This window comes from Baekduia sp. (genome assembly GCF_035318805.1).
In the GTDB taxonomy this organism is placed as follows: Bacteria; Actinomycetota; Thermoleophilia; order Solirubrobacterales; family Solirubrobacteraceae; genus Baekduia.
On record NZ_DATHDY010000081.1, the window covers coordinates 21,904 to 45,798 of the forward strand.

Here is a 23,895-nt window from a genome sequence, read left to right on the forward strand (position 1 = left end):
CTCAGCATGGACCCGAACCGCCTGACCCAGAAGTCGCAGGAGGCCCTGCACGACGCGCAGACCAAGGCCCTGCGCTACGGCCACACCGAGATCGACGTCGACCACCTGCTGCTCGCGCTGCTGGAACAGCGCGACGGGCTCGTACCGCGGCTGCTCACCCGCCTCGACGCCAGCAGCGACCAGCTGCGCGCCGGGCTCGAGCAGGCGCTCGAGCGCCGCCCGCGCGTCTCGGGCGGCGGCGCCGACGGCAGCCAGATCCGCATCTCGCGGGCCTTGAACATGGTGCTCGACGCCGCCGCGCAGGAGGCCGAGCGGCTCAAGGACGAGTACGTCTCGGTCGAGCACCTGCTCCTGGCCATCCTCGCCACCGGCACCGGGACCGCGGCCGGACGGCTGCTCACCGAGGCCGGCGTGACCGCCGATCGCTTCCTCGGGGTCCTCACCGAGGTCCGCGGCAGCCAGCGGGTGACCAGCGACACCCCCGAGGGCTCCTACGAGGCGCTGGAGAAGTACGGGCGCGACCTCGTCGCCGAGGCCCGGCAGGGCAAGATGGACCCGGTCATCGGCCGCGACGAGGAGATCCGCCGCGTCGTCCAGATCCTCTCGCGCAAGACCAAGAACAACCCGGTCCTGGTCGGTGACCCGGGCGTCGGCAAGACGGCGATCATCGAGGGGCTCGCCCAGCGCATCGTGCGCCGCGACGTGCCCGAGGGCCTGCGCGACAAGACGATCTTCGCGCTCGACATGGGGTCCTTGGTCGCCGGCGCGAAGTTCCGCGGCGAGTTCGAGGAGCGGCTGAAGGCCGTCCTGCAAGAGGTCAAGACCGCCGAGGGCCGCATCCTGATGTTCATCGACGAGCTCCACACGGTGGTCGGCGCGGGCGCCGCCGAGGGCGCGATGGACGCGGGCAACATGCTCAAGCCGATGCTCGCCCGCGGTGAGCTGCACTGCATCGGCGCGACGACGCTCGACGAGTACCGCAAGCACATCGAGAAGGACGCCGCGCTGGAGCGGCGCTTCCAGCCGATCGTCGTCGACCAGCCGTCGGTGCAGGACACCATCTCGATCCTGCGCGGTCTGCGCGAGCGCTTCGAGGTCCACCACGGCGTGCGCATCCAGGACGCCGCGGTCGTCGCGGCCGCGACGCTGTCGGACCGCTACATCACCGATCGCTTCCTCCCCGACAAGGCCATCGACCTGGTCGACGAGGCGTGCGCGGTCATCCGCACCGAGATCGACTCGATGCCCCAGGAGCTCGACCAGATCACCCGCCGCGTGATGCAGCTGGAGATCGAGGAGGCCGCGCTGGAGAAGGAGACCGACGAGGCCAGCCGGCAGCGGCTCGAGATCCTGCGCAAGGAGCTGGCCGACCTGCGGGCGCAGGCCGACGCGATGACCGCGCAGTGGGAGGCCGAGCGCCACGCCATCAAGAAGCTGCAGGAGCTGCGCGCCGAGATCGAGGAGGTCCGGCGCCAGATCGAGGAGGCCGAGCGCGCCTACGACCTCAACCGCGCGGCCGAGCTGCGCCACGGCAAGCTGCCGCAGCTGGAGCACCGCCTGCACGGCGAGGAGGAGCGGCTGGAGAGCAAGCAGAGCGGCACGCGCCTGCTGCGCGAGGAGGTCACCGCCGACGAGATCGCCGAGGTCGTCGCCCGCTGGACGGGCATCCCGATCACCCGGTTGATGGAGGGCGAGCGCGAGAAGCTGCTGCGCCTCGACGAGGTGATGCACGAGCGCGTCGTCGGCCAGGAGGAGGCCGTCCGGCTCGTCGCCGACGCGGTCATCCGCGCCCGCGCGGGCGTCAAGGACCCCCGCCGGCCGATCGGCTCGTTCCTGTTCCTCGGCCCGACGGGCGTCGGCAAGACCGAGCTGTCGCGCGCGCTGGCCTCGGCGCTGTTCGACTCCGAGGACAACATCGTCCGGCTCGACATGTCGGAGTACCAGGAGCGCCACACGGTCAGCCGCCTGGTCGGCGCGCCTCCCGGCTACGTCGGCTACGAGGAGGGCGGCCAGCTCACCGAGGCCGTGCGGCGCAAGCCGTACTCCGTGGTGCTGCTCGACGAGATCGAGAAGGCCCACCCCGACGTGTTCAACACGCTGCTGCAACTGCTCGACGACGGCCGGCTGACCGACTCGCAGGGGCGCACGGTCAACTTCCGCAACACGGTCGTGATCATGACCTCAAACATCGGGTCCGAGTACCTCATCGACGGGCTCGACGACGAGGGGCAGATCCGGCCCGACGCGCGCGACCGCGTGTTCGCCGAGCTGCGGGAGCGCTTCCGTCCCGAGTTCCTCAACCGCATCGACGAGACCGTGCTGTTCAAGCCGCTGACGCTCGGTGAGATCGAGCAGATCGTCACGCTCCAGCTGCAGTCGGTGTCGGCGCGCCTCGCCGACCGCCGGATCGCCCTGGAGGTCACCGTGCCCGCCCGCCGGTTCATCGCGCGCGAGGGCTTCGACCCGGTCTACGGTGCGCGGCCGCTGCGCCGCTACATCCAGCGCGAGGTCGAGACCCGGATCGCCCGGGCGCTCGTGGCCGGCGACATCACCGACGGCACGACGATCTTCGTCGACGCCCGCGAGGGCGACCTGCTGATCCGGTGGGAGCGGCCGCAGGGCGAGGGCGACGGGCGCGCGGCCGACGACAGCCGCCGCGAGCCGCCCGTGGGGGCGACCGCCTGACGGCGCCTGCGCGTCCCGACGACCGGTTCAGCGGCCGGTGACGGCGCGATCCTTGCCCTGCGCCTTGGCCGCCAGCAGCCGGTCGTCGGCCGCGCGGAAGAGCGTGGCGACCGTGTCGCCCTCGGCCGGCGCGACGGCGAGCCCGACCGACGTGGTCAGCTCACCGGTCGGGCCGAGGCGGGCACGGCGCACGGCGTCCACGAGGCGATGAGCGGCCCTGATCGCCTCGGTCTCGTCGGTGCCGGGCAGGATGACCGCGAACTCCTCGCCGCCGGTGCGGCAGACGATGTCGGCGCCGCGGACCTCGCTGCGCAGCACGTCGGAGAAGTCGCACAGCACGGTGTCGCCCACCGGATGGCCATGGCCGTCGTTGACGGCCTTGAAGTCGTCGACGTCGAGCAGCAGCAGCGCGACGGGCTCGTGCACGCGACGGGCGCGCGCGAGCTCGGTGCCCATGCGCTCGTGGAAGTGACGGCGGTTGAACAGCCCGGTCAGCTCGTCGGTCCGCGCCTGGGCGCTGAGGCGCTCGCGCTGGCGGGCGTTGTCGTAGGCCAATGCGGCCAGCGTCGCGAAGCGCTGGATGAGCTGGACCTCCTCGGCGGCGAACGACGCGGGGCCGCCCTCGCGCCACACGTTCAGCGTGCCGACGACGTGGGCGCCGGCGATCAGCGGCGTGCAGACCAGCGCCTCGGGCTCGTCCTGCGGCGTGCCCGGCACCTGGTAGATCCCGAGGCGGGGCGAGGACGGCTCGAGGTGGACGAGCATCCGCGTCGTCACGACGCGCCCGGCGAGGCTCCCGTCGATCGGCGGCCGCGCCGCGAGCGTCTCGTCCACGTAGCGCCCGACCGCGAAGACCGGCACGAGCACCTCCGCGTGCTCCTGCGCGGAGTAGACCGCCAGGCTGGTGAACGGCACGATCGCGTCCAGCGCCCGCGCCATCTCGTCGAACGTGGACTCCAGCGAGCCCTCGGCGAGGATCGAGGCCGCGGCGTCGATGATGGACTCCAGTCCGCGGGTGAAGCGCGTGTCGTCACCGTGCTGCATCGGTCGTGCACCGTACTCGGACCGAACGGCGTTAGGTTGAGATTGGCGGGTGACCTATGGACATCTTTGGACACTCGTCCTGCAGAAACCTCGCCGAGGATCCCGGGCGCCACAACACGGTCCCAACACAGTCCTGACGCGACGCCGATGCGGCGCTCCGCGCGCGTTGAGCGCCGCGCGGGACGCTGCCCGTGGTGCGCGACACCCCCGTCTACGCCGCCGTCCCCGCCTCCCGGCGGGCGCCCGCGCGCAGCCGCAACCTCCCCGCGCTGCGCGCCGGGGGCGGCGTGGTCGCGGGGGTCCTCGGCACCGCGGCGATGGGCGCGGCCGCGGGGCTGTGCACGGTCATCGTCCTCGGCGCCGCCGAGCGCCCGTCGTTCCTCTCCGGCCCGGCGCAGCGCGGCTTCCCGAGCTGGATGGTCGGGCCGCTGGGGCATCGCTTCGCCGCCCTGCCGCCCAGCCCGCCGGCGCTGCAGGGCGACCTCGTCCGTGCGCTGGCGCTGCTCGGCATCGCCTGGGTCGTCGCGTGGCGGTGCGCCGACCACGTCCCGGCGCCCGTGCTCTGGGGCGCCGCGATCGCGGCGCAGGTCGTGCTGCTGCTCGGGCCGCCGCTGTCGCTGACCGACCTGTTCAACTACCTGCACTACGGGCGGATGGGGCCGCTGCACGGCCTCAACCCGTATGCCGACCTGCCGGTCGCGGCGGCCCACGACCCGTCGTACCGCTACTCCAACTGGCATCACCTGCCCTCGCCCTACGGTCCGCTGTTCACGCTGCTGACCGAGGGCCTCGCGCCGCTGTCGGTGCCCGCCGCGTACTGGACGCTCAAGGGGCTGCTGCTCGGCGCGTCGGTCGGGACGCTGGCGCTCGTGGCGAGCACCGCGCGGCGCCTGGGCCGGTCCCCGCGGGCCGCCGTGGCGCTGGTCGCGTTCAACCCCTTGGTGCTGGTCTATGGCGTGGGCGGCGCGCACAACGAGCCGCTGATGCTGCTGCCGGCGGTGGGCGCCGTGGCGCTCGCCGTGGCGGGCCGCCAGGCGCGGCGGCCGTGGTGCGATGCGGCCGCGGGTGCGTGCGTCGTGGCGGCGGCCGCCGTCAAGCCGTCGGTCGCGCTGCTCGCGCCGCTGGTCGTGCTGGCGTGCCGCCGCCGCGACGCCGCCCTGGCGGGTGCGGCCGCCGCGGTCGCCGTGGTGCTGATGGTCGTGGCGATCGCGTTCGGCGGGAACCTGCCGGCGACGTCGATCCAGGACCGGCTCGTGACGCCGCTGTCGGTCGTCAACGTCCTCGCCGCGCTCGCGGGCCACGGTGGCCTGACGGCGGGCGACCGCACGCTGGCCCACGCGGTGCTCGCCGTCGTGACGATCGCAGCGGCCGCGGCCGTGTGGCACCGGCGGGAGCGGTTGCCGGGCGCGGCCGGGATCGTCCTGCTCGCCACGGTCCTGACCCTCGGCTGGACGATGCCCTGGTACGTCTGGTGGGTCCTGCCGTTCGCGGCGCTGACCCGGACGCGCGCGCTCGCCGCGGCGTGCGTCGTGCTGACGGCGTGGCTGGCGCTCGGCGCGATCCCGCAGATGATCCAGCTGATCCACGACGTCGGCTTCTACCCCACGCGCTCGGCCGTCGGGCGCGCGAATCACGTCTTCACGCAGCGCCACCTGCGATGAGCGCCCTCGCCCCCACCCGCGTCCCGCGCGTGCCGATCGGCCAGCTCGTGCGCTTCGGCGCCGTCGGCGCGTCGAACACCGCGATCACGCTGGGGGCCTACGCCGCGCTGGTCGCGGTCGGCACGCCCGCGGTCGTCGCGGCCGTCACGGCCTGGGCCCTCGGAGCGCTCAACGGCTACCGCCTCAACCGCCGCTGGACGTTTCGCAGCGCCGTCCGCGGCAGCCGTCCGGCGGCGCGCTACGCCGCCGTCCAGGCGCTGGCCGCGGGCGCGGACGCGGCCGGCATCGCGGTGCTCGTCGGCCATGACCATCTGCCGCGCGTCGGCGGCCAGATCGCCATCCTTCCCGTGGTGACGCTCGCGACCTTCCTGATCTGCCGGCGCTGGGTCTTCGGGCCGGGGCGCCCGGCGTGACCGCGCGCCCGGGGCGCAAGGCCGCGACGTCGCTGGCGGGCCTCGCCCTGCTGGCGGTGTGCGCGTGGGGCGCCGCCGCGCTCGCCTCGCGCTACGCGTCGAACCCGGCGACCGAGCCGTGTCCCGCGCTGACGCCGGGCGACCACCAGGTGCAGGTCGCCACGCCCGACGGCACACGCAGCGTGCTGCTGCACGCGCCGCAGGACGCGTCGCGGCCGCTGCCGCTGGTGATCGCGCTGCACGGCGCGGGCGAGAAGGGCCCCGACTTCGCCGACGACACCGGCTTCAGCCGCCTTGCGGACCGCGAGAAGTTCCTGGTGGCCTACCCGAGCGCGGTCGGCGCGCGCTCGTTCTGGGACATCTCGGGCACGGCGACCGCCGGGCCGGAGGAGGTCACGGAGCTGCGCCGGTCGCTCGATGCGCTGGAGGGCGCGGTGTGCGTGAACCGCTCGCGCGTGTTCGTCACCGGCGTGTCCAACGGCGGCGGGATGGCGGCTCGGCTCGCGTGCGAGCTCTCGGATCGCTTCGCCGGCGTGGCCCCGGTCGCGGGCGGCTACCGGTCGCTGCCGCCCTGCCATCCGTCGCGGCCGCTGCCCGTGCTGGAGATCCACGGGACGGGCGACCAGGTCGTGCCGTACGGCGGGATCGCGCCGGACTTCGCCGGCAGCGTCGCGCGCTGGCTGACGCGCTGGCGACGCATCGACGGCTGCCAGGGCGCCGCGGAGCGGATCGACCCGGCGGTCGGCGTCCACGAGATCACCTGGCGCCACTGCGCGGCCGCGACGCGCGTCGAGCACGTCCGCCTGGACCACCAGGCGCACGGCTGGCCCGGCGGGCCGCGGACGATGCCGCTGCCCGCGCCCTTCTCCGCGACGTGGCGGACGTGGGAGTTCTTCCGCTCGCTGCCTGACCGCGCGCCGGCAGGGTGAGGTCGTAGAGCGCTCCGCGGTGCGGCTGGCCGGCGGCGCGGCTGACGTCGGTCCCGTGCCGCCGGGCCCAGCGCATGACCGGCAGGCAGCCGGTCCGGGCGTTCCCGCCGGTGGCCGTGCAGCCGTCGCCCAGCCAGGCGAAGCGGACGTGACCGGCGGCGACCGCGGCCGCGAGCCGGCCGGGCGTCACGAGCTGGCGCCCGGCGCCGTCGGAGAGGATCAGGACCGGCCGGCCGTCGCGCGCGATCAGCTGGCTCGCCTTGGCGGGCGCGCTGGTGGCGACCTCGTCGGTCGTCCCGCCGTCGCGGGTGGTGACGTAGGCCGACAGCGCGTCCACGCGGGCCACCGGCAGGGCGCCCGGGCGCCCGGAGTCCTGCGTGCCCCGAGCGACGGCCTGTACCGAGACCACGGCGGGCACCGCGAGCACGGCGACCAGCGCCACCGCGGCGACCGCTCCGGCCGTCCGCCCCCGGCCGCGCACGGCGACCGCCAGCCCCGCGCCCAGCGCGCCCGCCACCGCCGGGTCCACGCACGCCAGGTAGCGCGGCCGCAGATCCGGCATGGCGCTGCACAGCACGAGCCCGCCCACCAGCCACAGCGCCAGCGCGACCAGCCCGCCGCGCGCGACCCGGTCCATCCGCCAGGGCCGCCCGAGCGCCAGCGCCGCCGCCAGCGCGGCGAGCGCCGCGACCGCCTCGAGGCCGATCCACGTGTCGAGGTGCGCGCGGGACGACAACAGGCGCGCGGGGCCCGGCGCCCCAGGCCGGCGTCCCAGCGCGGCGAGGTGCATGCGCCGGAAGCGCGCGGCCGCCGCCGCGGCATGCGCCGTGTGCCTTCCCCGCCGGTGTGGCAGCGCCGCCGCGCCCGCGCCGCCGGCCGCCGCGTGCCCCGGCACGAGCCGGTCGATCCCGTCGTAGACCAGCGCCGCCTGCCACGGCGAGCCGCTCGTCGAGCCCAGCGCCCACGGCCGCGGGTGCAGCGGCACGATCGAGACGGCGCCCAGCCACGCGAGCGCGGTCACCAGGAACGCGCTCCCACCGATCGCCAGGCCCCGCCCGCGCCGGCCGGGCGGAGCCGCGAGCAGCCAGAGCGCGCCCGCCGCAGCGACCGGCAGCAGCGCCTCGGCGAGCTTGACGTCGAACGCCAGGCCCAGCAGCACGCCCGCGCCGGCCAGGGGCGCCACGCTCGCGCGCCGCGCGCCCCGCGCCACCAGCGCCGCGGCCGCCGTCGCCAGCGCCGCCATGACCGCGTCCATCGTGTCGCTTCGTGCGGTCACGACCGCCACCGGCAGCACCGCGAGCGCCAGCCCGCCGGCCAGCGCCGCGCCACGGCCCAGCAACGTGCGCAGCAGCGCCATCAAGGCGATGACCAGCGCCACGCCGCCGAGCGCCTCGGGCAGGTGCAGCGCGACCGGGCCGAACCCGAACGCCCGCACCGACAGCACCTGCAGCCACAGGTCGACCGGCGGCTTGTCGATCGCCACGCGCCGCCCCGGCTCGAACGCGCCGCCGAGCAGCGCCGGCCAGCTCATGCCCATGCTCCGCACCGCGGCGTCGTAGTACGGGTCCAGCGGGACGCGCGCCAGCGCGACCAGGCGCAACCCGCCGGCCAGCGCGACGACGCCCGCCTCCGGCGCGCACGCCGCCGCCCATCGCAGCGCGCGTCCACCGGCCTCGATCCGCGCCGGGCGAGGCGCCGCGTAGGACGCCATCGCCCGACCGCTCAGACGGCCCGGACGCGCGTCGCCGGCCGCACCGCCGGCTCCGCGTCTGCCCGGACCTCCTCGCGCAGCGCCCGCAGCTCGCGGAACGCACGCAGCACGACCGCCGGGTTCGCGCCCGACGACCGGCCCGCCACGCGCGGCCGATGCGTCACGCCGAGCTCGGCGATCTCTGCTCCCGCCGCACGAGCGCGAACGAGCAGCTCGGTGCTCACCATCGCGCCGTCGGCGGTCAGGTCGAGCCCCTGCAGCAGGTCGCGGCGGATCAGCTTGAAGGCGCAGTCGACGTCGCGCACCGGCAGGTCGAAGCTGCGCCGCACGAGGGCGTTCCACGCCGCCGCGTTCAGCCGCCGGTGCGCGCGGTCGGCGCGCTGCAGCCGGAAGCCGGCGACGACGTCGCACGCCGGGGCCAGCGCCAGCACGCAGTCGAGATCGTCGAGATCGAACTGCAGGTCGGCGTCGGTCACGAAGACCCACTCCATCCGCGCGGCGGCGAAGCCGGTGCGCAGGGCGGCGCCGTAGCCCCGGTTGCGCCGGTGGACCAGGACGCGGATGCGCGAGTCGTGCGACGCTCGCTCGGCGGCGAGCGCCCGGGTGGCGTCGCGGCTGCCGTCGTCCACGACCAGCAGCTCGTGCGCGTCGGCGACGCGCTGCGCGGCCCGCGTCGCCTCGTCGATCGCCCGTTCGATGTTGTCGGCCTCGTCATGGCAGGGCAGGACGATCGACAGACCGGGAAGGCGCCCGAGCGGGCCGGCGGCCGGGCCGGCGACCGCGGTGGTGAGCATGAGGTCCATGCCCGTCAGCATCCGGGCGCTGGCTGAACGGGCCGGCAAGCCGGGGTTGCGCGTGCCTGCGCAGCGTGTTGGGATCCTGTTGGCCCCCCGAAACCGCGGGTCCCGTCATCTACCGTCTTCGGGGTGCTGGCCGATGGCACGCCCCTCGCAGGCCGCGTCCTCGTCGTGGAGGATGACGCCGACCTGTGCGAGGTCATGGTCGGCGCCCTGGTCTCCGACGGTCATTCGGTGGTCGCCGCCGCCGACGGGCACGCCGCGCTCGACGCGCTGGCCGCCGAGCCGTTCGACCTCGTGCTGCTCGACCTCGCCCTCGGCCCCGGACCGGACGGCGTCGAGGTCTGCCGCCGGCTGCGCGCCGCGGGCGACGGCGCCCACGTGGTCGCGGTGACCGCACGCGGCGGCGAGGCCGACACCGTCCTCGTCCTGGAGGCCGGCGCCGACGACTACGTGACCAAGCCGGTCGGGATCGCCGAGCTGCGCAGCCGCGTGCGTGCGGCGCTGCGGCGGGTGCAGCGCAGCGCGGCGCCGGCGCGTCCGCTGCTCGAGCTCGGCGCCCTGCGGGTCGACGCCGACGCCCGGCGCGCCGAGTTCGCCGGCGCCGAGCTGCCGCTGACCTTCTCGGAGTTCGAGATCCTGCGCTCGCTGCTCGCCGCCGAGGGCCGGCTGCTCTCGCGCCAGGCACTGCTGGACGCGATCTTCGGCGGCCACGCCTTCCGCGACCCGCGCGCCATCGACGTCCATGTTCATCATCTTCGCGACAAGATCAGCGCGGCGGGCGGCGACGGAGCCGTGATCGTGACCGTCCGCGGCGCCGGCTACCGGATCGATCGGTGAGGATCCGTGTTCGGCCTGCGCTTCCGGCTCGCCCTCGCCCTCGTGGCGGCGAGCGCGGTGACGCTCGCGGCGGCGGTCGGCACGCTCGTCCCGCCGCTGGAGCACCGGCTCGCCACCGACCGCGTCCGCGACCTCCGCGAGCTCGCGCGCACCGCGGGTCTCGGCCTGACGCGGCTGCCGGCCCGCGACCTGCGCCCGGGCGCGAAGCTCCCGCGCCACATCGTGGTCCAGCTTGCGCGCCGCACGGGTGCCAACGTGCAGCTCTTCGACGCCCATGGCGTCGAGCTCGCCGACACCGACCCCGAGCCCCACCGGCCGGGACCCGTCCCGCCCGAGCGCCTGGTGGACGCCGGCTACACGCGTGCGGGCGACGTCCGCCAGCGCGTGACCGCCCGCGAGGCCATCGTGGTCGCCAGCGTGCACACGCGCGCGGGGCGCCGCACGATCGTGCTGCGCAAGTCGCTGGACGACCAGCGCGCGGCGGTGGCGGTGGTCCGTGGGGCGCTGCCGGTCGCGGCCGGCGTGGGCCTCGCGCTGGCCGTCGCGCTGGGCGTGGCGCTCTCCTACGGCCTGCTGCGCCGGCTGGAGAGCCTGCGCCGCGGCGCGCGGCGGTTGGCCGAGGAGGGGATCGAGCGTCCCCTGGAGGTGGACGCGGGATCCGACGAGGTCGGCGAGGTGGCCCGCGCGCTGGAGCTGATGCGCACGCGGCTGCAGGCCCAGGAGCGCGGGCGCCAGGCGTTCCTCTCGACGGCCTCCCACGAGCTGCGCACGCCGGTGGCCTCGCTGCGCGGCACGGCCGAGCTGCTGGAGGAGGAGCTGGCCGGCGACGCGCCCGACGTGCAGCGGGCCCGCACCCGCGCCGCCGCCGTCTCGCGCCAGGCCCACCGGCTGTCGGCGCTGGCCGACGACCTGCTCGGCCTCGGCCGCCTCGACGCGTCGGTGGAGCTGGCCGCCGAGCCGATCGACCTGGCCGAGCTGGCCGGCACGCTCGCCGGTGAGGCCGAGCCGCTGATGGAGGCGGCCGACGTCGCGCTGGACGTCGAGGCCGACGCGCCCGCCTGGGCGCTCGGCGATCCGGTGGCGGTGGCGCGCATCGTGCGCGCGCTGCTCGACAACGCCCTCCGCCACGGCGGCCCTCCGGGGTCGCGGATCGTCGTGGCGGCGGCCACCGACGGCCAGCGCGCGACGGTGACGGTGACCGACGCGGGCACCGGCGTCGCCGAGGCCGACCGCGAGCGCATCTTCGGCCGCTTCGAGCGCGGGGCGACGCATGGCTCGGGCGGCTTCGGCCTGGGTCTCCCGATCGCCCGCGGCCTCGCTCGCCGCATGGGCGGCGACGTCCTGCTCGGCGCCTCGGAGAGCGGCGGCGCCTCCTTCGCCCTCGTGCTGCCGGCCTGCCCGTCGCCGCTCCCGCAGCCGGCGCCGCCGGCGGCCGCGGAGTCGCCGAGGTAGCGGCACGGCCAGCGTCACGGCCCCCCGCGCGGGCGGGGTGGCCGGGATGACCGACCATGGATGTCGGTGATCCCGGCCACCCCGTGCGCGCCCTGGAGCTCGCGCGCGAGCGCCAGCGTGGCGCCGTCCAGCTCCCCCGCGACCAGCGACTCGTGCGCGGCGAGCGTGGCGATCACCGCGCGCTCGGCGTCCGGTGCGCGCAGGCCCGCCCGGATCTCGTCCGCGGCGCCGGCGGTCGCCGGGCGCCAGTCGATCCCGAGCGCGGCGTAGACGTCGACCAGCGCGTCGCGCAGCCGCCGGCCGCCCTCGACGATCAGCATCGCCGTGACCAGCGACGCGCCGCGGATGGATCGCTGCGCCGTGCCCGCCAGCTTGACGCCGGTGGCGTTGACGCTCCACGCGCCGGCGCAGTACTCGCCCGGCAGCTCGCCGACGTGCGCGCCGACGCCCAGTGCGGCCAGCGCCTGCACGAGCAGCGCGGTCGCGCCGGCGAAGCGCTCCTGGATGCCCTCCGCGATCGCCGGCTCGGGCCGGATCAGCTCCACCAGCACGGAGCCCTCGTCGTAGCCCGCGGCGTGGCCGCCCCCGAGGCGCACGATTGGCGCGTACCCGTGCGCGGCCGCGGCGTCCCGCGCGCCGGCGAACCCCGCGGCGAGCGCGTCCAGCCGCCCGAACGCCATCGTCGGCCCGGGCCGGAAGACGCGCGCGACCGGGCCCAGCTCCCCCGCCGCGACGCGCCGCAGCAGCGCGTGCGTGACCGCGGCGTCGAGCACGGGGTCCTGCGGGTGGCGAGCGCGGATGAGCTGCACGGAGGCGGCGGTGCCTCAGACGAAGACCGGCGTCAGCGCGAACGCGTCGACGTCGACCAGTCCCTGGTCGGTGAGCTTCAGCGACGGGATCACCGGCAGCGCGAGGAAGCTCAGCGCCATGAACGGCGCCGTCAGCACACACCCCAGCTCGGCGGCGACGCGCGTCGCGTGCGCCAGCTCGTCGGCGACCTCGCGCGGCGGCCGGTCGGCCAGCAGCCCCGCCAGCGGGAGCGCGACGGCGGCGCGGACCTCGCCGCCCGCGACGACCACCAGGCCTCCGCCCATCTCGGCGACCGCGCGCGCGGCCACCAGCGCATCGCCGTCGTCGGCGGCCGCCACGACGATGTTGTGGGAGTCGTGCGCGACCGACGACGCCAGCGCGCCGCGGCGCAGCCCGAACCCGGAGACGAACCCCTGGCCGACCGCGCCGCTGGCCGTGTGGCGCTCGATGACGCTCAGGCGCAGCAGGTCGCGTGCGGGGTCGGGGCCCGCGACACCGCCGCTGCCCGCCGCGGCCAGCGACTCCACCGACGACGTGGTGATCAGCTGGTCGGCGATCAGCCCGATCGCCCGCACGCGGTCGCTCTCCTGGGCCAGGCGCAGGTGATCGCGCCACGCGACGTTCATGGTCGGCGGCAGGCCCGACGGCGCGAGTGCTCCCCCGCCGACCCGCTCGCCGTCGCGCGCGACCACGCGGCCGCCCGCCAGCACGAGCGACGGCCGGAGCGCGTGCAGGTCCTCCACGACGACGAGGTCGGCGCGGCGGCCGGGCGCGATCGCCCCGCGGTCGCGCAGCCCGTAGTGCTCCGCGGCGTTGAGGCTGGCCATGGTGATGGCGGTCAGCGGGTCGAGCCCCGCGCCGATCGCCATGCGCGCCAGCGCGTCGATCGATCCGTCGTCGAGCAGCTCGCCGGGCACGCGGTCGTCGGTGCAGAACGCGAAGCGCCGCGCGTTGCGGGGCGTGACCGCGGGCAGCACGTCGAGCAGGTTGCGCGCGTTGGTGGCCTCGCGCAGGAAGACGGTCATGCCGAGCGCGACCTTCTCGCGCGCCTCGTCGGCGGTCAGGCACTCGTGGTCGGAGACGACGCCTGCGGCGACATAGGCCTGCAGGTCGGGCCCGCGCACGCCGGGCACGTGCCCGTCGATCGGCAGCCCCGCGAACGCGGCGAGCTTGGCAAGCTCCTCCGGGTCGCCCGCCAGCACGCCCGGGTAGTTCATCATCTCGGCCAGCCCGAGCACGCGGGGATGCTTCGCGAGGGCGACCAGGTCGGCCGCGACCAGCCGGGCGCCCGCGGTCTCCAGCCGCGAGGCGGGCACGCACGCCGGCGCCATCACGAGCACCGACAGGTCGAGCCCCTCGCTCGCGTCGAGCATCCACCGCACGCCGTCGACGCCCAGCACGTTGGCGATCTCGTGCGGGTCGGAGACGATCGTCGTCGTGCCGTGCGGCAGCACCGCGTCGGCGAACCGCCCGGGAGCGACCATCGAGCTCTCGACGTGGACGTGCGCGTCGACGAACCCGGGGCAGACGAACCGCCCGCCCACGTCGATCTCCTCGCGCCCGCCGAGCCCCTCGCCGACCCCGACGATCCACTGGCCCACGATCGCGACGTCCGCCCGCCGGATCTCCTGCGTGAGCACGTCGACGATCCGGCCACCCCGCACCACCACGTCGGCCGGCTCGAGCCCCCGCGCCACCCGGATCCTCCGGGCGAGATCGTTCGTCATGGCGACATTGTGCCGCGGGGCGCGCGGTCTCAGTGCGCGTGCCCGTGGCCGCCGCCCTCGGGCAGCGTGGCCGCGGGGATCCGTGCGACGAGCGTGGCGGCAAGGCCGGTGGTCAGCGGGACCGCCGCGATCAGCGCGATGCAGCCGACGACCGTGGCCGCGATCGGCTCGGCGATCGACTGGGCGTTGAGCGCGTCGCCGGCCGGCAGCCGCGACTGGCGCATGATGAGCAGCAGCGGCAGCGCTGCGCCCGTGTAGGCGAGCACGAGCGTGTGGATCGTGGCCGAGAGGTGGTCGCGGCCGACGACGAAGGCCTCGCGGTACAGCCGCCCGGCGCTCAGCGCGGGGTTGGCCCGGCGCAGCGCCATCACCGCGCTGGCCTGCGTGACGGCGGTGTCGGCCAGCACGCCGAGGGCGCCCACGAGCATCGAGGCGAGCACCACGCCCGTCAGCGACACGCTCGCGTTCTGGTTGCCGAGCGCGAGCGTCACCTCGTCGGTCTTGCCGTCCAGGTGCGCGAGCGAGACCGCGGCCTCGGCCAGCCCGCACGCGAGCACGAGCGTCACCGAGATGCCGAGCGCCGCAGCCAGGGTCTGGGCTCCCAGCCCGTTGGTCAGCACCAAGGTGATGAACATCACCGCGAGCGCCGCGACCAGCGCGACCAGCAGCGCCGGCCGCCCGGAGAGGATCGCCGGGACGAGAAAGGCGAGGACGATGAACAACGACAGCACGACGCCCACGACGGCGAGCAGCCCGCGCCACCGCAGCAGCACGAGCGCGAGCGCCAGCACGGCCAGCGCCATCCACAGCAGCGCGCCGTGGCGGTCGACGTCGACGAAGGCGTAGGGCTCGGCGCCGCGCGGCAGCCGCTCGCCCTTGGGCACCGGCGTGCGCGTCACGCGGACCGCCTCGCCCGCCGCGACCGCCGGCGCCGAGAGCACCGGCCCGAGCGTGAGCCTCGCGCGCCGCCCGTCGGCGCGGATCACGGCGGTGCGGCACTGCTGCACGACCGGACTGGACGGGCATCGCGCGTCGGTGACCGACACGACCTCGGCCGGCACGGTCACGCCCACCGCGGGGCCGTGCGGCTGCCACCCGTGCGGCCACAGCGCGAGCAGCCCGACGACCGTGAGCATCGCGATCGCCGCCACCGACCCGACCAGCCACCGGCCTCCGGGGGCGTCGAGCAGCTGCGCGAGCTCGCGCGGCAGACGCAGTCGCGCCCGCCGCACACGTCCCTCCTCCCGCACCCGCCGGCGTTCGCGCCGCCGGCGCGCCCGCTGCTCCTGCTCGGCGAAGAACTCGTCGTAGGCCTCGTCGTTCGCCACGTCTCGGAGTTCGGGCCGCCACGACGAGCCCCTGCACGGACCGCGGTGCCCTACGCCGCCGCTCCCACCAGCCCGTCGCCCTCCCGCCGCTGCTCGAGCACCCGCATCCCCGGCACCCACAGCGCGGCGAGCGTCACGACGGACCCGAGCACGCCCGCGCCGATCAGCGTCGCCTCAGGGCCGATGGCTGCGCTCACGGGTCCCGTCAACGCGAACGACAGCGGCAGCAGGCCGACGGAGATCAGCCAGTCCAGCGACGACACGCGACCCAGGAGCGCGCCCGGCACGTGCTGCTGCTTGGTGGTCGCCCACACGATCGTGCCCGCCGTCTCCAGGCCGTTGAAGATCGCGCTGGCGATCATCAGCTGCCAGATCGCGTTGGCCGCGCCGTAGCCCGCGACCGCCAGTGTGGCGACGGTCCAGGCGACCAACATGAAGGTGATGCTCCGCCGCGGCAGCCCGTAGCGCCCCAGCAGCACCGCGCACACCATCGACGCCAGGCCCCCGGCGGCGAACACCAGGCCGAGGTCGAACGCCGAGCCGCCCATCCCCTCCTTGACGATCCACGGCAGCAGGACCTCGACCGGCCCCATGAAGAGCAGGTAGGCGATCGCCGCGCTGGCGAACGTCGCCCACAGCCACGCGTGGCCGCGGACGAAGCGCCACCCCGTACGCAGATCCCCGAGCAATGACCCGCCCGCCGCCGCCGCGACGCGCGTGCCGTCGGCCGGGCGCATCAGCAGCACCGTGCCGGCCGCCGCCAGGAAGGACGCCGTGTCGAGCAGGAAGACGGCGCCCGCGCCGCCCACGCCGACGATCACGCCGCCGAGCGCCGGCCCGCCGAGCCGCAGCGCCAGCGGTCGCATCAGCTGGTCCAGCGCGTTGGCCTGCGCCAGCCGCTCGCCCGCGAGGAGCTCCGGGACCAGGGCGTCGAACGCCGGCGCGTGGAACGCCGACCCCGTCCCGTAGAACGCCGACAGCACGACGACGTGCCACAGCTCGACCTGCCCGCCGATCGTCAGGCCCGCCAGCAGCGCCACCGCGCACGCGCGCAGCAGATCGGCCCCGACGAGGATCCAGCGGCGCTCCAGCCGGTCGCTCGCCACGCCGCCGATCAGCAGGAACGTGATCGTCGGCACGGTCATCGCGATGCCGACCAGCGACATCCCGGTCACCGAGCCCGACATGGCGTACACCTGCCAGACCAGGGCCACCAGGAACGCGCCGTCGCCCAGCAGCGACGCGCAGGCGCCCGCCCACAGCAGCCGGAAGTCCCGGTCGGCCAGCGGGGCCAGGAGCCCCGAGCGGCTCACGCCGCCGGTGCGGTCCAGGCTCTCGTGGCTATGCTGCATCTTCGCGCAGCGGCAGCCCGGCGATGTCGCCGGCGATGCCCTCGGCGAGGAACGCGCGAGCCGACTCGGCGTTCATCGGCCGCGCGAAGTAGAAGCCCTGGCCCAGCTCGCAGCCGAGGTCGCGCAGGGTGTGCCACTGCTCCGGCAGCTCGATGCCCTCCGCGACGACCTCGAGGCTGAGCGTGCTGCCGAGCGCGACCACCGCGTTGGCGAGGTCGGTCGTCTGCGGCGAGGCGCTCTCGTGCAGGAACGAGCGGTCCATCTTCAGGACGTCGACGGGGAACTTGCTCAGGTAGCTCAGCGACGAGTAGCCGGTGCCGAAGTCGTCGAGCGCGAGCTTGATGCCCAAGGCCTTCAACTCCGCCAGGCGCTGGACGGCCAGGTCGGTGTCGGCCATCAGGACGCTCTCGGTGATCTCGAGCGTCAGCTGCTCCGGCGGCAGGCCGGACTCCTCCAGCGCGTCGCGCACGTCGGCGACGATGTCGGAGTGCTGCAGCTGCTTGAGCGACAGGTTGATCGCCAGCGACACCGGGCGGTCGGTGGGCAGGCTGGCCATCAGGCGGACACCCTCGCGGCAGCCCTCGCGCAGCACCCAGCGGCCGATCGGCACGATGAGCCCGGTCTCCTCCGCGAGCGGGATGAACTGGTCGGGACCGACCATGCCGCGCTCGGGGTGGTTCCAGCGCAGCAGCGCCTCGACGCCGCTGATCGTGCCGTCCTCCAGCCGGATGACCGGCTGGTAGAAGAGCTCGAGCTGGTCGGTGGCCAGCGCGCGCTGCAGGTCGGTGCGCAGCTCCAGCCGGGCGAGCACGCCCTCGTGCATCTCGGGCTCGAAGAGCCGGTAGCCGCCCTTGCCGTCGCGCTTGGCGATGTACATCGCGGCGTCGGCGTCGCGGATCAGCTCGTCGGCGTCGGCGGTGCCGTCCTCAGGCGCGATCGCGATGCCCAGGCTGCAGCGCAGCACGAGCTCCTTGTGCGCCGCGGTGAGCGGCGCGCCGATGGCCTCGATGATGCGCTCGGCGGCGTCGGCCGCCTCCTGCACGCCCTCGATGTCCTCCAGCAGCACGGCGAACTCGTCGCCGCCGAAGCGCGCCGCGGTGTCGCTGGCGCGGATGCTCAGCGCCAGGCGCTGGGCGACCTGCGTGAGCGCCTCGTCGCCCGCGGCGTGGCCGAGGCTGTCGTTGATGATCTTGAAGTCGTCGAGGTCGATGAACACGACGCCGAGACCGCGCCCCTCGCGCCGGCCGCGGGCGATCGCGTGGCGCACGCGCTCGACGAACAGCGCGCGGTTCGGCAGCCCCGTGACCGGGTCGTGGAACGCCTGGTGGGCGAGCTGGCGCTCGAACGCCTTGCGCTCGCTGACGTCACGGCTGTTGAGCACGATGCCGTTGACGGCCTCGTCCTCGAGCAGGTTGGTGAACAGCACCTCGAACTGGCGCGACGTGCCGTCCTTGTGGGCGAGCGTGCACTCGAGCACCTGCGAGCCCCCGCCGGGCGCATGGACGCCGTCGGCGATCAGGCGCAGCAGGCGCCCGCCCTCGCCGGGCTCCATCAGCTCGTCGATCCGCCGCCCGTGGACCTCGTCGGTGCTCCAACCGAGCACGCGCTCGATCGACGGGCTCTGGTAGGCGATGGTCGCGTCGGGCGCCAGCACGGTGATCAGGTCGGTGGAGTGCTTGACCAGCGACGCGAAGCGCGCCTCGCTCTGGCGGCGCACGAGCTCCTCGGTCAGCGCGGCGCGCTCGTAGGCGAGCACGACCTGCGTCGCCAGCGCGCCCAGCACCTCGCGCACGGCGCGGTCGGCCAGCGCCGGGCCGGTGACGGCCAGGACCGACGAGCGACCCTCGCGGGGCTCGAGGTCGATGACGACGCCGCTGTCGTTGGTGCCCGCGGCGCGGGCAGAGACAGACAGCTCGCCGGCCGCGTACAGGCCGACGTCGGCGTCGGGTCCGGCGAGCTCGCCCGCGGCGCGCACGGCGACGGCGTCGAGCTCCTCGCGGGTGGCGGCGGCGACCAGCTCGGCGCCGGCGCGACCCAGCGCGCGCTCACGCTCCATCGAGCGCTCCTGCGCCCGCATCAGGCCGGCCATGCGCACGACGACCAGGCCGAAGAGCACCAGCGCGGCGCCGGTGACGACGGCCATGTCGGTGTCCGCGCGGCGGATGTCGTGGGCCAGCTCGAACGCCGGGGCGATGACCGACGCGCAGGACAGCAGCGCCAGGCGCGTTCGGGTCAGGACCGAGCGCGACGGCCGGCCGTGGTCCAGCACGCGCATCGACGGATGCAGCGCGGCGGCGCCCCAGAGCACGTAGAAGGCGATCCAGCCGAGGTCGAGCCACAGCTGGTGGTCGTAGGTGCCCTTCAGCGTCATCAACCCGTACACGAAGTCGGTGACCAGCAGGCCGACGATGGCCGAGCTCAGCAGGTGGAACGCGGGGCTGCGCTTGCCGCCGTCCAGCGCGAGGCGGATCGCGGCGGCCAGCAGCAGGACGTCGCCCAGCGGGTAGGCGACTGAGACGGCCTTGGCGACCGGCGACATGGACTGGTCGTGCAGGTAGGGCGCCATCAGCGCGATCCACGACGGGACCGTCAGGCCGATGGTGAGGATGGCGGAGTCGACGGCGCCGCGGTCGGTCGACCGTTTCGCGCGGCGGCGCACGACGAGCAGCAGGCCGACCATGATCACGGGATAGACCGCGACGTAGAAGCCGTCGCCGATCGACGGGAACGGCACCTCGCGCCCCAGCAGCTTCGGGTAGCTGTAGGTGTAGAGGTCGCCCAGCCAGAACAGCAGGAAGCCGGCGGCGAACCAGTACCACGGTGCCTTGGACTCGGGCTGGTGCAGGCGGACGCCCAGCAGGATCGCGATGACGGGCGAGATCCCGAGGACGTTCATGACCGGCCCGCTGCCCTTCAGCGGCGCGACGATCAGGTACAGCGCGGTCAGCACGATGCCGCCGGCCAGGTAGGCCAGCCATGCGTGCTTGGCGACGCGCTCGTTGGTCATGCGGCGGCGCTCCGTGCGGTCGGCAGCTCGCCGGCGGGCCGGAGCACGCCGCGGGCGGCGAGCTCCTCCAGGGCGGCGAGCAGGGTGTCGACCTCCGCGTCGGTGTTCGCGGCGGTCAGCTGGACGCGGAACCCGACCTCGTCCTTGGGGACGAGCGGGTAGGCGGCGAGCGTGACGTAGACGCCACGCTCGAAGAGGAACCGGCCGACCGAGTCGATCTGGCCGTGGTCGCGCAAGGGGATCTCGATGATCGGCAGGCCCGACCGGTTCGGGGTGAAGATGTCGAGCCGCTCGAGACCGTCGAGCGTGCGGCGGGTGAGGCGCTCGAGCTCGTCGCGCAGCGCGTCGCCGCGGCGCTCGTTGACGTCCATCCCCGCGAGGACGGTCGCCAGCGAGGCCACCGGCGACGGGCCGGAGTAGAGGTACGGCGGCGCCGCCACCTTCAGCAGGTCCTTGACCGGCGTCGGGCACGCGATGAAGGCCAGCAGCGAGCTGTAGGACTTGGAGAACCCGCCGACGAGGATGAGGTTGTCGTAGGTCTCGTCGAAGTACCTGACGATGGAGTTGCCGCGCGAGCCGTAGGGATTCGTGATCCCCACCCCGCGCTCGCCGATGACGCCGAAGCCGTGCGCGTCGTCGACGTAGAGCAGCGCGCCGTGCCGGCGGGCGACCGCGGCGAAGGCCGGCAGGTCCGGCGGGTTGCCGGTCATCGAGTTGACGCCGTCCATGCAGACCAGGCGCGTGGGGTCGCGCTCGGCGGTGAGCAGCTCGTCGAGATGCTCGGGATCCTCGAAGCGGAAGCGCCGCACGGCCGCGCCACGGGCGCGCGCCGCCTGGCAGCCGTCGTAGATCGTCTTGTGCGCGCGAGCGTCGAGGAAGATCGTCCCGGAGGCGGCGAGCAGCGGGATCACCGACAGGTGGATGTGGGTGATCGTCGGCAGGACGAGCGTGTCCGGCGCGCCGATGAGCGCGGTGAGGCGCTCCTCGATCTGCTCGTAGAGCACCGGGCTGCCGAGCAGGCGCGACCAGCTCGGGTGGGTGCCCCACGCGTCGAGGTAGGCCGGGACGGCGTCGATGATGTCGCGGTCGAGGTCGAACCCCAGGTAGTTGCACGACGCGAAGTCGGCGAGCCACTGCTCGCCGACCCGGATCATGCGCCCGTCGATCTCGTCGATGACGGCGTCGACCATCGGGTGCGAGGCCTGGAGCTCGGCGAGGTCCTTGACGCTCTCGAGCCAGTGGTCGAGCCACGGGCGCCGAGGGACCGGACCGGGAACCGGCGGGGCGAGGGAAGTCGGCGTAGGACGCATAGTCCCTCGCGTCCATCGGGTGTTTCGCCCCCGAATTTAGGCCGGATGGCCGCATAGCAGGCTTTCTGCAGCTTCCGAGGCGCAATTCGTCCGGTTGAGGACCTCCGACCGGGCGCCACCCATCCCGGACGAGGGTCGCGGCGATCCAAGAGGGCGCGTTGGCGCTCCAGCGCAGGGCCACCGGAGCCGATCACCGGATTGATCGTCCGGTCGCCGACCGGACCGCCCCTACCCCCGTGTCCCGCACCACCTCCCGCCTGCTGCTGCCCTACGCCTCGTGCCTCGTGGTGGTTCTCGCCCTGCTCCCGCTCGAGGGAGAGGTCGACCTCGTCGAGGTCGCGATCGCGCTCGGGCTGCAGGGCGCGGCCGCCGTGCGGCTCGCCGCGGCGCAGCGGCTGGGCTCCCGCGCATGGATGCGGATCCTCTGCCTCGTGGCGTTCCTGGCGTCGATCGCGCTGCTGCGCGACGGCGTCGGCCCCACCGCCGGCTTCGGCCCCCTGGTCTTCCTGCCCGTCATGTGGGCGGCGCTGGAGCGGCGCCGCGGCGAGCTGATCGTCGCACTGGCCGGCATCGCCCTCATCTACGCCGTCCCGATCCTCGTCGCGGGCGCGCCCCAGTACCCCGCGACCGGCTGGCGCGGGGGCGCGCTGCTGCTCGTCGTCGCCACCGCGCTGGGCTTCTCGGTGCTGTCGCTGGTGGAGCGGCTGCGCGTGGAGGTCGACCACTCCACCGCGATCATCGGCGCGATGTCGGAGGGCTTCGCGCTCACGCGCAACGGCGAGATCGTGGCCGTCAACCCGGCGCTCTGCGCGATCACCGGCTTCAGCGAGGCCGAGCTGCTCGGCTGCCGCCCGCCGTTCCCCTTCTGGCCGGCCGACCGCCTCGCGGAGTCCGGCGCGCGCCTGCGCGAGATCGTCGCCGCCGGCGGCGGCGAGTTCGAGCTGCTGCTCGCACGCCGCGACGGCACCCGCTTCCCCGCCGAGATCGCGGCCGTCGCGACCGACCTCGGCGACGGCAGCCGCGGCTTCCTCAACACCGTGCGCGACATCACCGAGCGGCGCGAGCACGAGGACGCGATGCGCCGCCACGCCGAGCAGCTCGCCGCGATCGCCGACGTCGTGCGCGTCGTCGGCCACAGCGACCCGCTCGAGGCGCGGCAGACGATCTGCACCACGGCGCTCGCGCTCTGCGACGGCGCGCACGCGGTCGGCCTCTGGGAGCCCGGGGCCGACGGCGGGCTCGTGACCACCGCGACCCGCCCCGAGTCGGCGAGGTCGTACCGCATCCCCGCCGACCATCGGGAGCACGGGGCGCGGGTCGTGATGGAGACCGGCGAGCCGCTCTTCGTCGCCGACGCGGCCGCGAGCCCCCACTGCGACCGCCGCCTGATGCAGCTCCTGCAGGCGCGCTCGGTCCTGTTCTGTCCGATCGCGGACGCCGGTGGCGTCCGGGGCGCCCTGGCCATCGCATGGCCGGAGCCGCTGGCGGGGCTCAGCGAAGGCGACGACCTGCTCGTCGGCGTGCTCACCGGCGAGGCGGCGCTCGCGATGCAGCGCGCCGACCTCCTCGGCCGCCTGGACGAGCTGACGCGCACCGACGAGCTCACCGGCCTGCCCAACCGCCGCGCGTGGGACGAGCTGCTGACGCACGAGCTGGCCGCCGCGCGCCGGCACGACCAGCCGCTGTCGGTGGCGATGCTCGACCTCGACTTCTTCAAGCACTACAACGACCAGAACGGCCATCTTGCAGGCGATCACCTCCTGCGACACGCCGCGCACGCGTGGCTGCACAACCTCCGCGCGACCGACGTGCTGGCACGCTGGGGCGGCGAGGAGTTCGCGCTGCTGCTGCCGGGCTGCGACGCGACCCACGCGGCGGTGCTCGTGGATCGTCTCCGGGGCACGCTCCCCGACGGCGTGACCTTCTCCGCCGGGGTCAGCTGCACCGACGGGACGGCGGCTCCGCGGACGCTCGTCGACGCCGCCGATCAGGCGCTCTACCTCGCCAAGGCCAACGGCCGGGACCGCGTCGTCGTAGGGTGAGCAGACCATGCGCCGGCGAATTGCCGGTATTCAGACTCAGATCTGTGTAGCGTCTGCTGTACAGTCGCCGCGCACGTCCGGACGGGGTACCCACATGTCACGAAATCCTGATATCGCCGCGGGCATCGATGCAGCGTGTGACGCGGCGATCGAGGCCTTCGCGGAAGCGACCGACGGCGACGACCTGCCGGACGTCCGCCTCATGCTCATCGCGAGCGTCGGCGACCCGGCCAACCTCGGCGAGACCGAGGTCCGCCTGGCCGCCCCGGACGACGTCCGGACGTCGGTGAGCCAGAAGAGCGCGATGCTCGTCGCCTCGCTCAGGGCCATCGCGCCCGAGCTCTACGACTCGATGATGAGCGGGCTGGACCGCCTGCGGTCCAACCAGCCGCGCCGCCGCGGCCACTGAGGCCGCCCGGCGCCCGGAAGCCGGCCGCCGGCGACGCACCGCGCGTCGCCGGTCAGTCGGGGTCGGTGCCGGCGGCGCCGAGGCGGCGGAGTTGGGCGTCGATCGTCGCCCAGCCGTGGGTGGTCGTGCGCAGCCGGCCGGGTCGGCGGCCGTCGGTGACGAGGCCGGCCTCGCGGAGGACCGCGAGCTGGGTCGCGGTCTCGGGCGGTGTCAGGCCGAGGCGCTCGGCGAGCGCCGCGGCGGTCAGCTCGTCGCGCTCGAGCGCGACCAGCAGCGCGAGGCGGACGGGATGCGACAGCGCCCGGAGGACGTTCGCGGAGACTGGCTCAGCCATCGCGGTAGACGATAACTCCACTGTGCAACGTTTGCTGAACAGTC

Annotated in this window: 17 protein-coding genes and 1 pseudogene; 8 read left to right on the forward strand and 10 right to left on the reverse strand. The window is 74.9% G+C overall.

Annotated elements, in window-relative coordinates; translation table 11 throughout:
* The first annotated feature begins 6 nt into the window (after positions 1 to 6).
* Entirely contained in the window at positions 7 to 2,685 is a 2,679-nt protein-coding gene (gene clpB / locus VK501_RS18385) for an ATP-dependent chaperone ClpB (RefSeq protein ID WP_324339911.1), read from the forward strand.
* Between the two features lie 27 nt (positions 2,686 to 2,712).
* On the opposite strand, the gene VK501_RS18390 is transcribed toward clpB, so the two are convergent.
* On the reverse strand, positions 2,713 to 3,729 hold the full coding sequence (locus tag VK501_RS18390; protein WP_324339913.1) for a sensor domain-containing diguanylate cyclase: 1,017 nt from the start codon (positions 3,727 to 3,729) through the stop codon (positions 2,713 to 2,715).
* A gap of 194 nt (positions 3,730 to 3,923) precedes the next feature.
* Between VK501_RS18390 and VK501_RS18395 the strand changes: the two genes are divergently transcribed.
* The 3 genes from VK501_RS18395 to VK501_RS18405 are packed head-to-tail and all read left to right on the forward strand — an operon-like array spanning position 3,924 to position 6,732.
* Complete coding sequence (locus VK501_RS18395; protein ID WP_324339915.1) at positions 3,924 to 5,390, forward strand: glycosyltransferase 87 family protein; 1,467 nt, start codon at positions 3,924 to 3,926, stop codon at positions 5,388 to 5,390.
* A complete protein-coding gene (locus VK501_RS18400) occupies positions 5,387 to 5,803 on the forward strand; it encodes a GtrA family protein (RefSeq protein WP_324339917.1) in 417 nt (138 codons plus the stop codon). Before VK501_RS18395 ends, VK501_RS18400 begins: the two co-directional genes overlap by 4 nt.
* Positions 5,800 to 6,732 carry an alpha/beta hydrolase family esterase gene (locus VK501_RS18405; protein ID WP_324339919.1) on the forward strand — a complete coding sequence of 311 codons (933 nt, stop codon included), beginning with the start codon at positions 5,800 to 5,802 and terminating at the stop codon, positions 6,730 to 6,732. The genes VK501_RS18400 and VK501_RS18405 overlap by 4 nt, the downstream gene beginning before the upstream one ends.
* A gap of 1,069 nt (positions 6,733 to 7,801) precedes the next feature.
* Here VK501_RS18405 and VK501_RS18410 read toward each other — a convergent pair.
* Positions 7,802 to 8,443: pseudogene (locus tag VK501_RS18410) on the reverse strand (glycosyltransferase family 39 protein); the annotation flags it as partial.
* An 11-nt stretch (positions 8,444 to 8,454) separates the two neighbouring features.
* The gene (locus tag VK501_RS18415; protein ID WP_324339921.1) at positions 8,455 to 9,246 is read right to left on the reverse strand and encodes a glycosyltransferase family 2 protein; all 792 of its coding nucleotides are present in this window, start codon (positions 9,244 to 9,246) and stop codon (positions 8,455 to 8,457) included.
* A 123-nt stretch (positions 9,247 to 9,369) separates the two neighbouring features.
* Here VK501_RS18415 and VK501_RS18420 point away from each other — a divergent pair, with 123 nt between their 5' ends.
* Together VK501_RS18420 and VK501_RS18425 are read left to right on the forward strand one after the other, a co-directional pair.
* Positions 9,370 to 10,080: a response regulator transcription factor gene (locus VK501_RS18420; RefSeq protein ID WP_324339922.1), complete on the forward strand. Its 711-nt coding sequence runs from the start codon at positions 9,370 to 9,372 to the stop codon at positions 10,078 to 10,080.
* A gap of 6 nt (positions 10,081 to 10,086) precedes the next feature.
* Positions 10,087 to 11,532 carry a HAMP domain-containing sensor histidine kinase gene (locus tag VK501_RS18425; protein ID WP_324339924.1) on the forward strand — a complete coding sequence of 482 codons (1,446 nt, stop codon included), beginning with the start codon at positions 10,087 to 10,089 and terminating at the stop codon, positions 11,530 to 11,532.
* Between the two features lie 14 nt (positions 11,533 to 11,546).
* Here the strand turns inward: VK501_RS18425 and VK501_RS18430 are convergent, their stop codons facing one another.
* Genes VK501_RS18430 through VK501_RS18455 form a run of 6 tightly spaced genes read right to left on the reverse strand, consistent with a single transcriptional unit; the run spans position 11,547 to position 21,066 of the window.
* On the reverse strand, positions 11,547 to 12,341 hold the full coding sequence (locus VK501_RS18430; RefSeq protein ID WP_324339926.1) for a lipoyl protein ligase domain-containing protein: 795 nt from the start codon (positions 12,339 to 12,341) through the stop codon (positions 11,547 to 11,549).
* A 15-nt stretch (positions 12,342 to 12,356) separates the two neighbouring features.
* Positions 12,357 to 14,069 (reverse strand): adenine deaminase, encoded by a 1,713-nt coding sequence (gene ade / locus VK501_RS18435; protein WP_324339927.1) that lies wholly within the window; start codon positions 14,067 to 14,069, stop codon positions 12,357 to 12,359.
* 29 nt (positions 14,070 to 14,098) lie between these two features.
* Positions 14,099 to 15,397, reverse strand: a complete 1,299-nt coding sequence (locus tag VK501_RS18440; RefSeq protein ID WP_324339928.1) for a YibE/F family protein — start codon at positions 15,395 to 15,397, stop codon at positions 14,099 to 14,101.
* A gap of 50 nt (positions 15,398 to 15,447) precedes the next feature.
* Positions 15,448 to 16,749, reverse strand: a complete 1,302-nt coding sequence (locus VK501_RS18445; protein WP_324339929.1) for an MFS transporter — start codon at positions 16,747 to 16,749, stop codon at positions 15,448 to 15,450.
* The gene (locus VK501_RS18450; protein ID WP_324339931.1) at positions 16,739 to 19,756 is read right to left on the reverse strand and encodes a putative bifunctional diguanylate cyclase/phosphodiesterase; all 3,018 of its coding nucleotides are present in this window, start codon (positions 19,754 to 19,756) and stop codon (positions 16,739 to 16,741) included. The genes VK501_RS18445 and VK501_RS18450 overlap by 11 nt, the downstream gene beginning before the upstream one ends.
* A complete protein-coding gene (locus VK501_RS18455) occupies positions 19,753 to 21,066 on the reverse strand; it encodes a pyridoxal phosphate-dependent aminotransferase family protein (RefSeq protein WP_324339933.1) in 1,314 nt (437 codons plus the stop codon). Before VK501_RS18455 ends, VK501_RS18450 begins: the two co-directional genes overlap by 4 nt.
* 236 nt (positions 21,067 to 21,302) lie before the next feature.
* Here VK501_RS18455 and VK501_RS18460 point away from each other — a divergent pair, with 236 nt between their 5' ends.
* A complete protein-coding gene (locus tag VK501_RS18460) occupies positions 21,303 to 23,108 on the forward strand; it encodes a diguanylate cyclase (RefSeq protein ID WP_324339935.1) in 1,806 nt (601 codons plus the stop codon).
* Positions 23,109 to 23,202: 94 nt separating this feature from the next.
* Positions 23,203 to 23,517, forward strand: coding sequence for a hypothetical protein (locus tag VK501_RS18465; protein WP_324339938.1), 315 nt, complete (start codon positions 23,203 to 23,205; stop codon positions 23,515 to 23,517).
* 52 nt (positions 23,518 to 23,569) lie between these two features.
* Here VK501_RS18465 and VK501_RS18470 read toward each other — a convergent pair whose 3' ends face one another.
* Positions 23,570 to 23,851: an ArsR/SmtB family transcription factor gene (locus tag VK501_RS18470; RefSeq protein WP_324339940.1), complete on the reverse strand. Its 282-nt coding sequence runs from the start codon at positions 23,849 to 23,851 to the stop codon at positions 23,570 to 23,572.
* Positions 23,852 to 23,895: the final 44 nt, after the last annotated feature.

Bases quoted from the DNA above. Each gene is read 5' to 3' on its own strand.
- clpB (WP_324339911.1), top strand. From the start codon at position 7: ATGGACCCGAACCGCCTGACCCAGAAGTCGCAGGAGGCCCTGCACGAC.
- VK501_RS18390 (WP_324339913.1), bottom strand. From the start codon at position 3,729: ATGCAGCACGGTGACGACACGCGCTTCACCCGCGGACTGGAGTCCATC.
- VK501_RS18400 (WP_324339917.1), top strand. From the start codon at position 5,387: ATGAGCGCCCTCGCCCCCACCCGCGTCCCGCGCGTGCCGATCGGCCAG.
- VK501_RS18415 (WP_324339921.1), bottom strand. From the start codon at position 9,246: ATGGACCTCATGCTCACCACCGCGGTCGCCGGCCCGGCCGCCGGCCCG.
- ade (WP_324339927.1), bottom strand. From the start codon at position 14,069: ATGACGAACGATCTCGCCCGGAGGATCCGGGTGGCGCGGGGGCTCGAG.
- VK501_RS18445 (WP_324339929.1), bottom strand. From the start codon at position 16,749: ATGCAGCATAGCCACGAGAGCCTGGACCGCACCGGCGGCGTGAGCCGC.
- VK501_RS18450 (WP_324339931.1), bottom strand. From the start codon at position 19,756: ATGACCAACGAGCGCGTCGCCAAGCACGCATGGCTGGCCTACCTGGCC.
- VK501_RS18455 (WP_324339933.1), bottom strand. From the start codon at position 21,066: ATGCGTCCTACGCCGACTTCCCTCGCCCCGCCGGTTCCCGGTCCGGTC.
- VK501_RS18465 (WP_324339938.1), top strand. From the start codon at position 23,203: ATGTCACGAAATCCTGATATCGCCGCGGGCATCGATGCAGCGTGTGAC.
- VK501_RS18470 (WP_324339940.1), bottom strand. From the start codon at position 23,851: ATGGCTGAGCCAGTCTCCGCGAACGTCCTCCGGGCGCTGTCGCATCCC.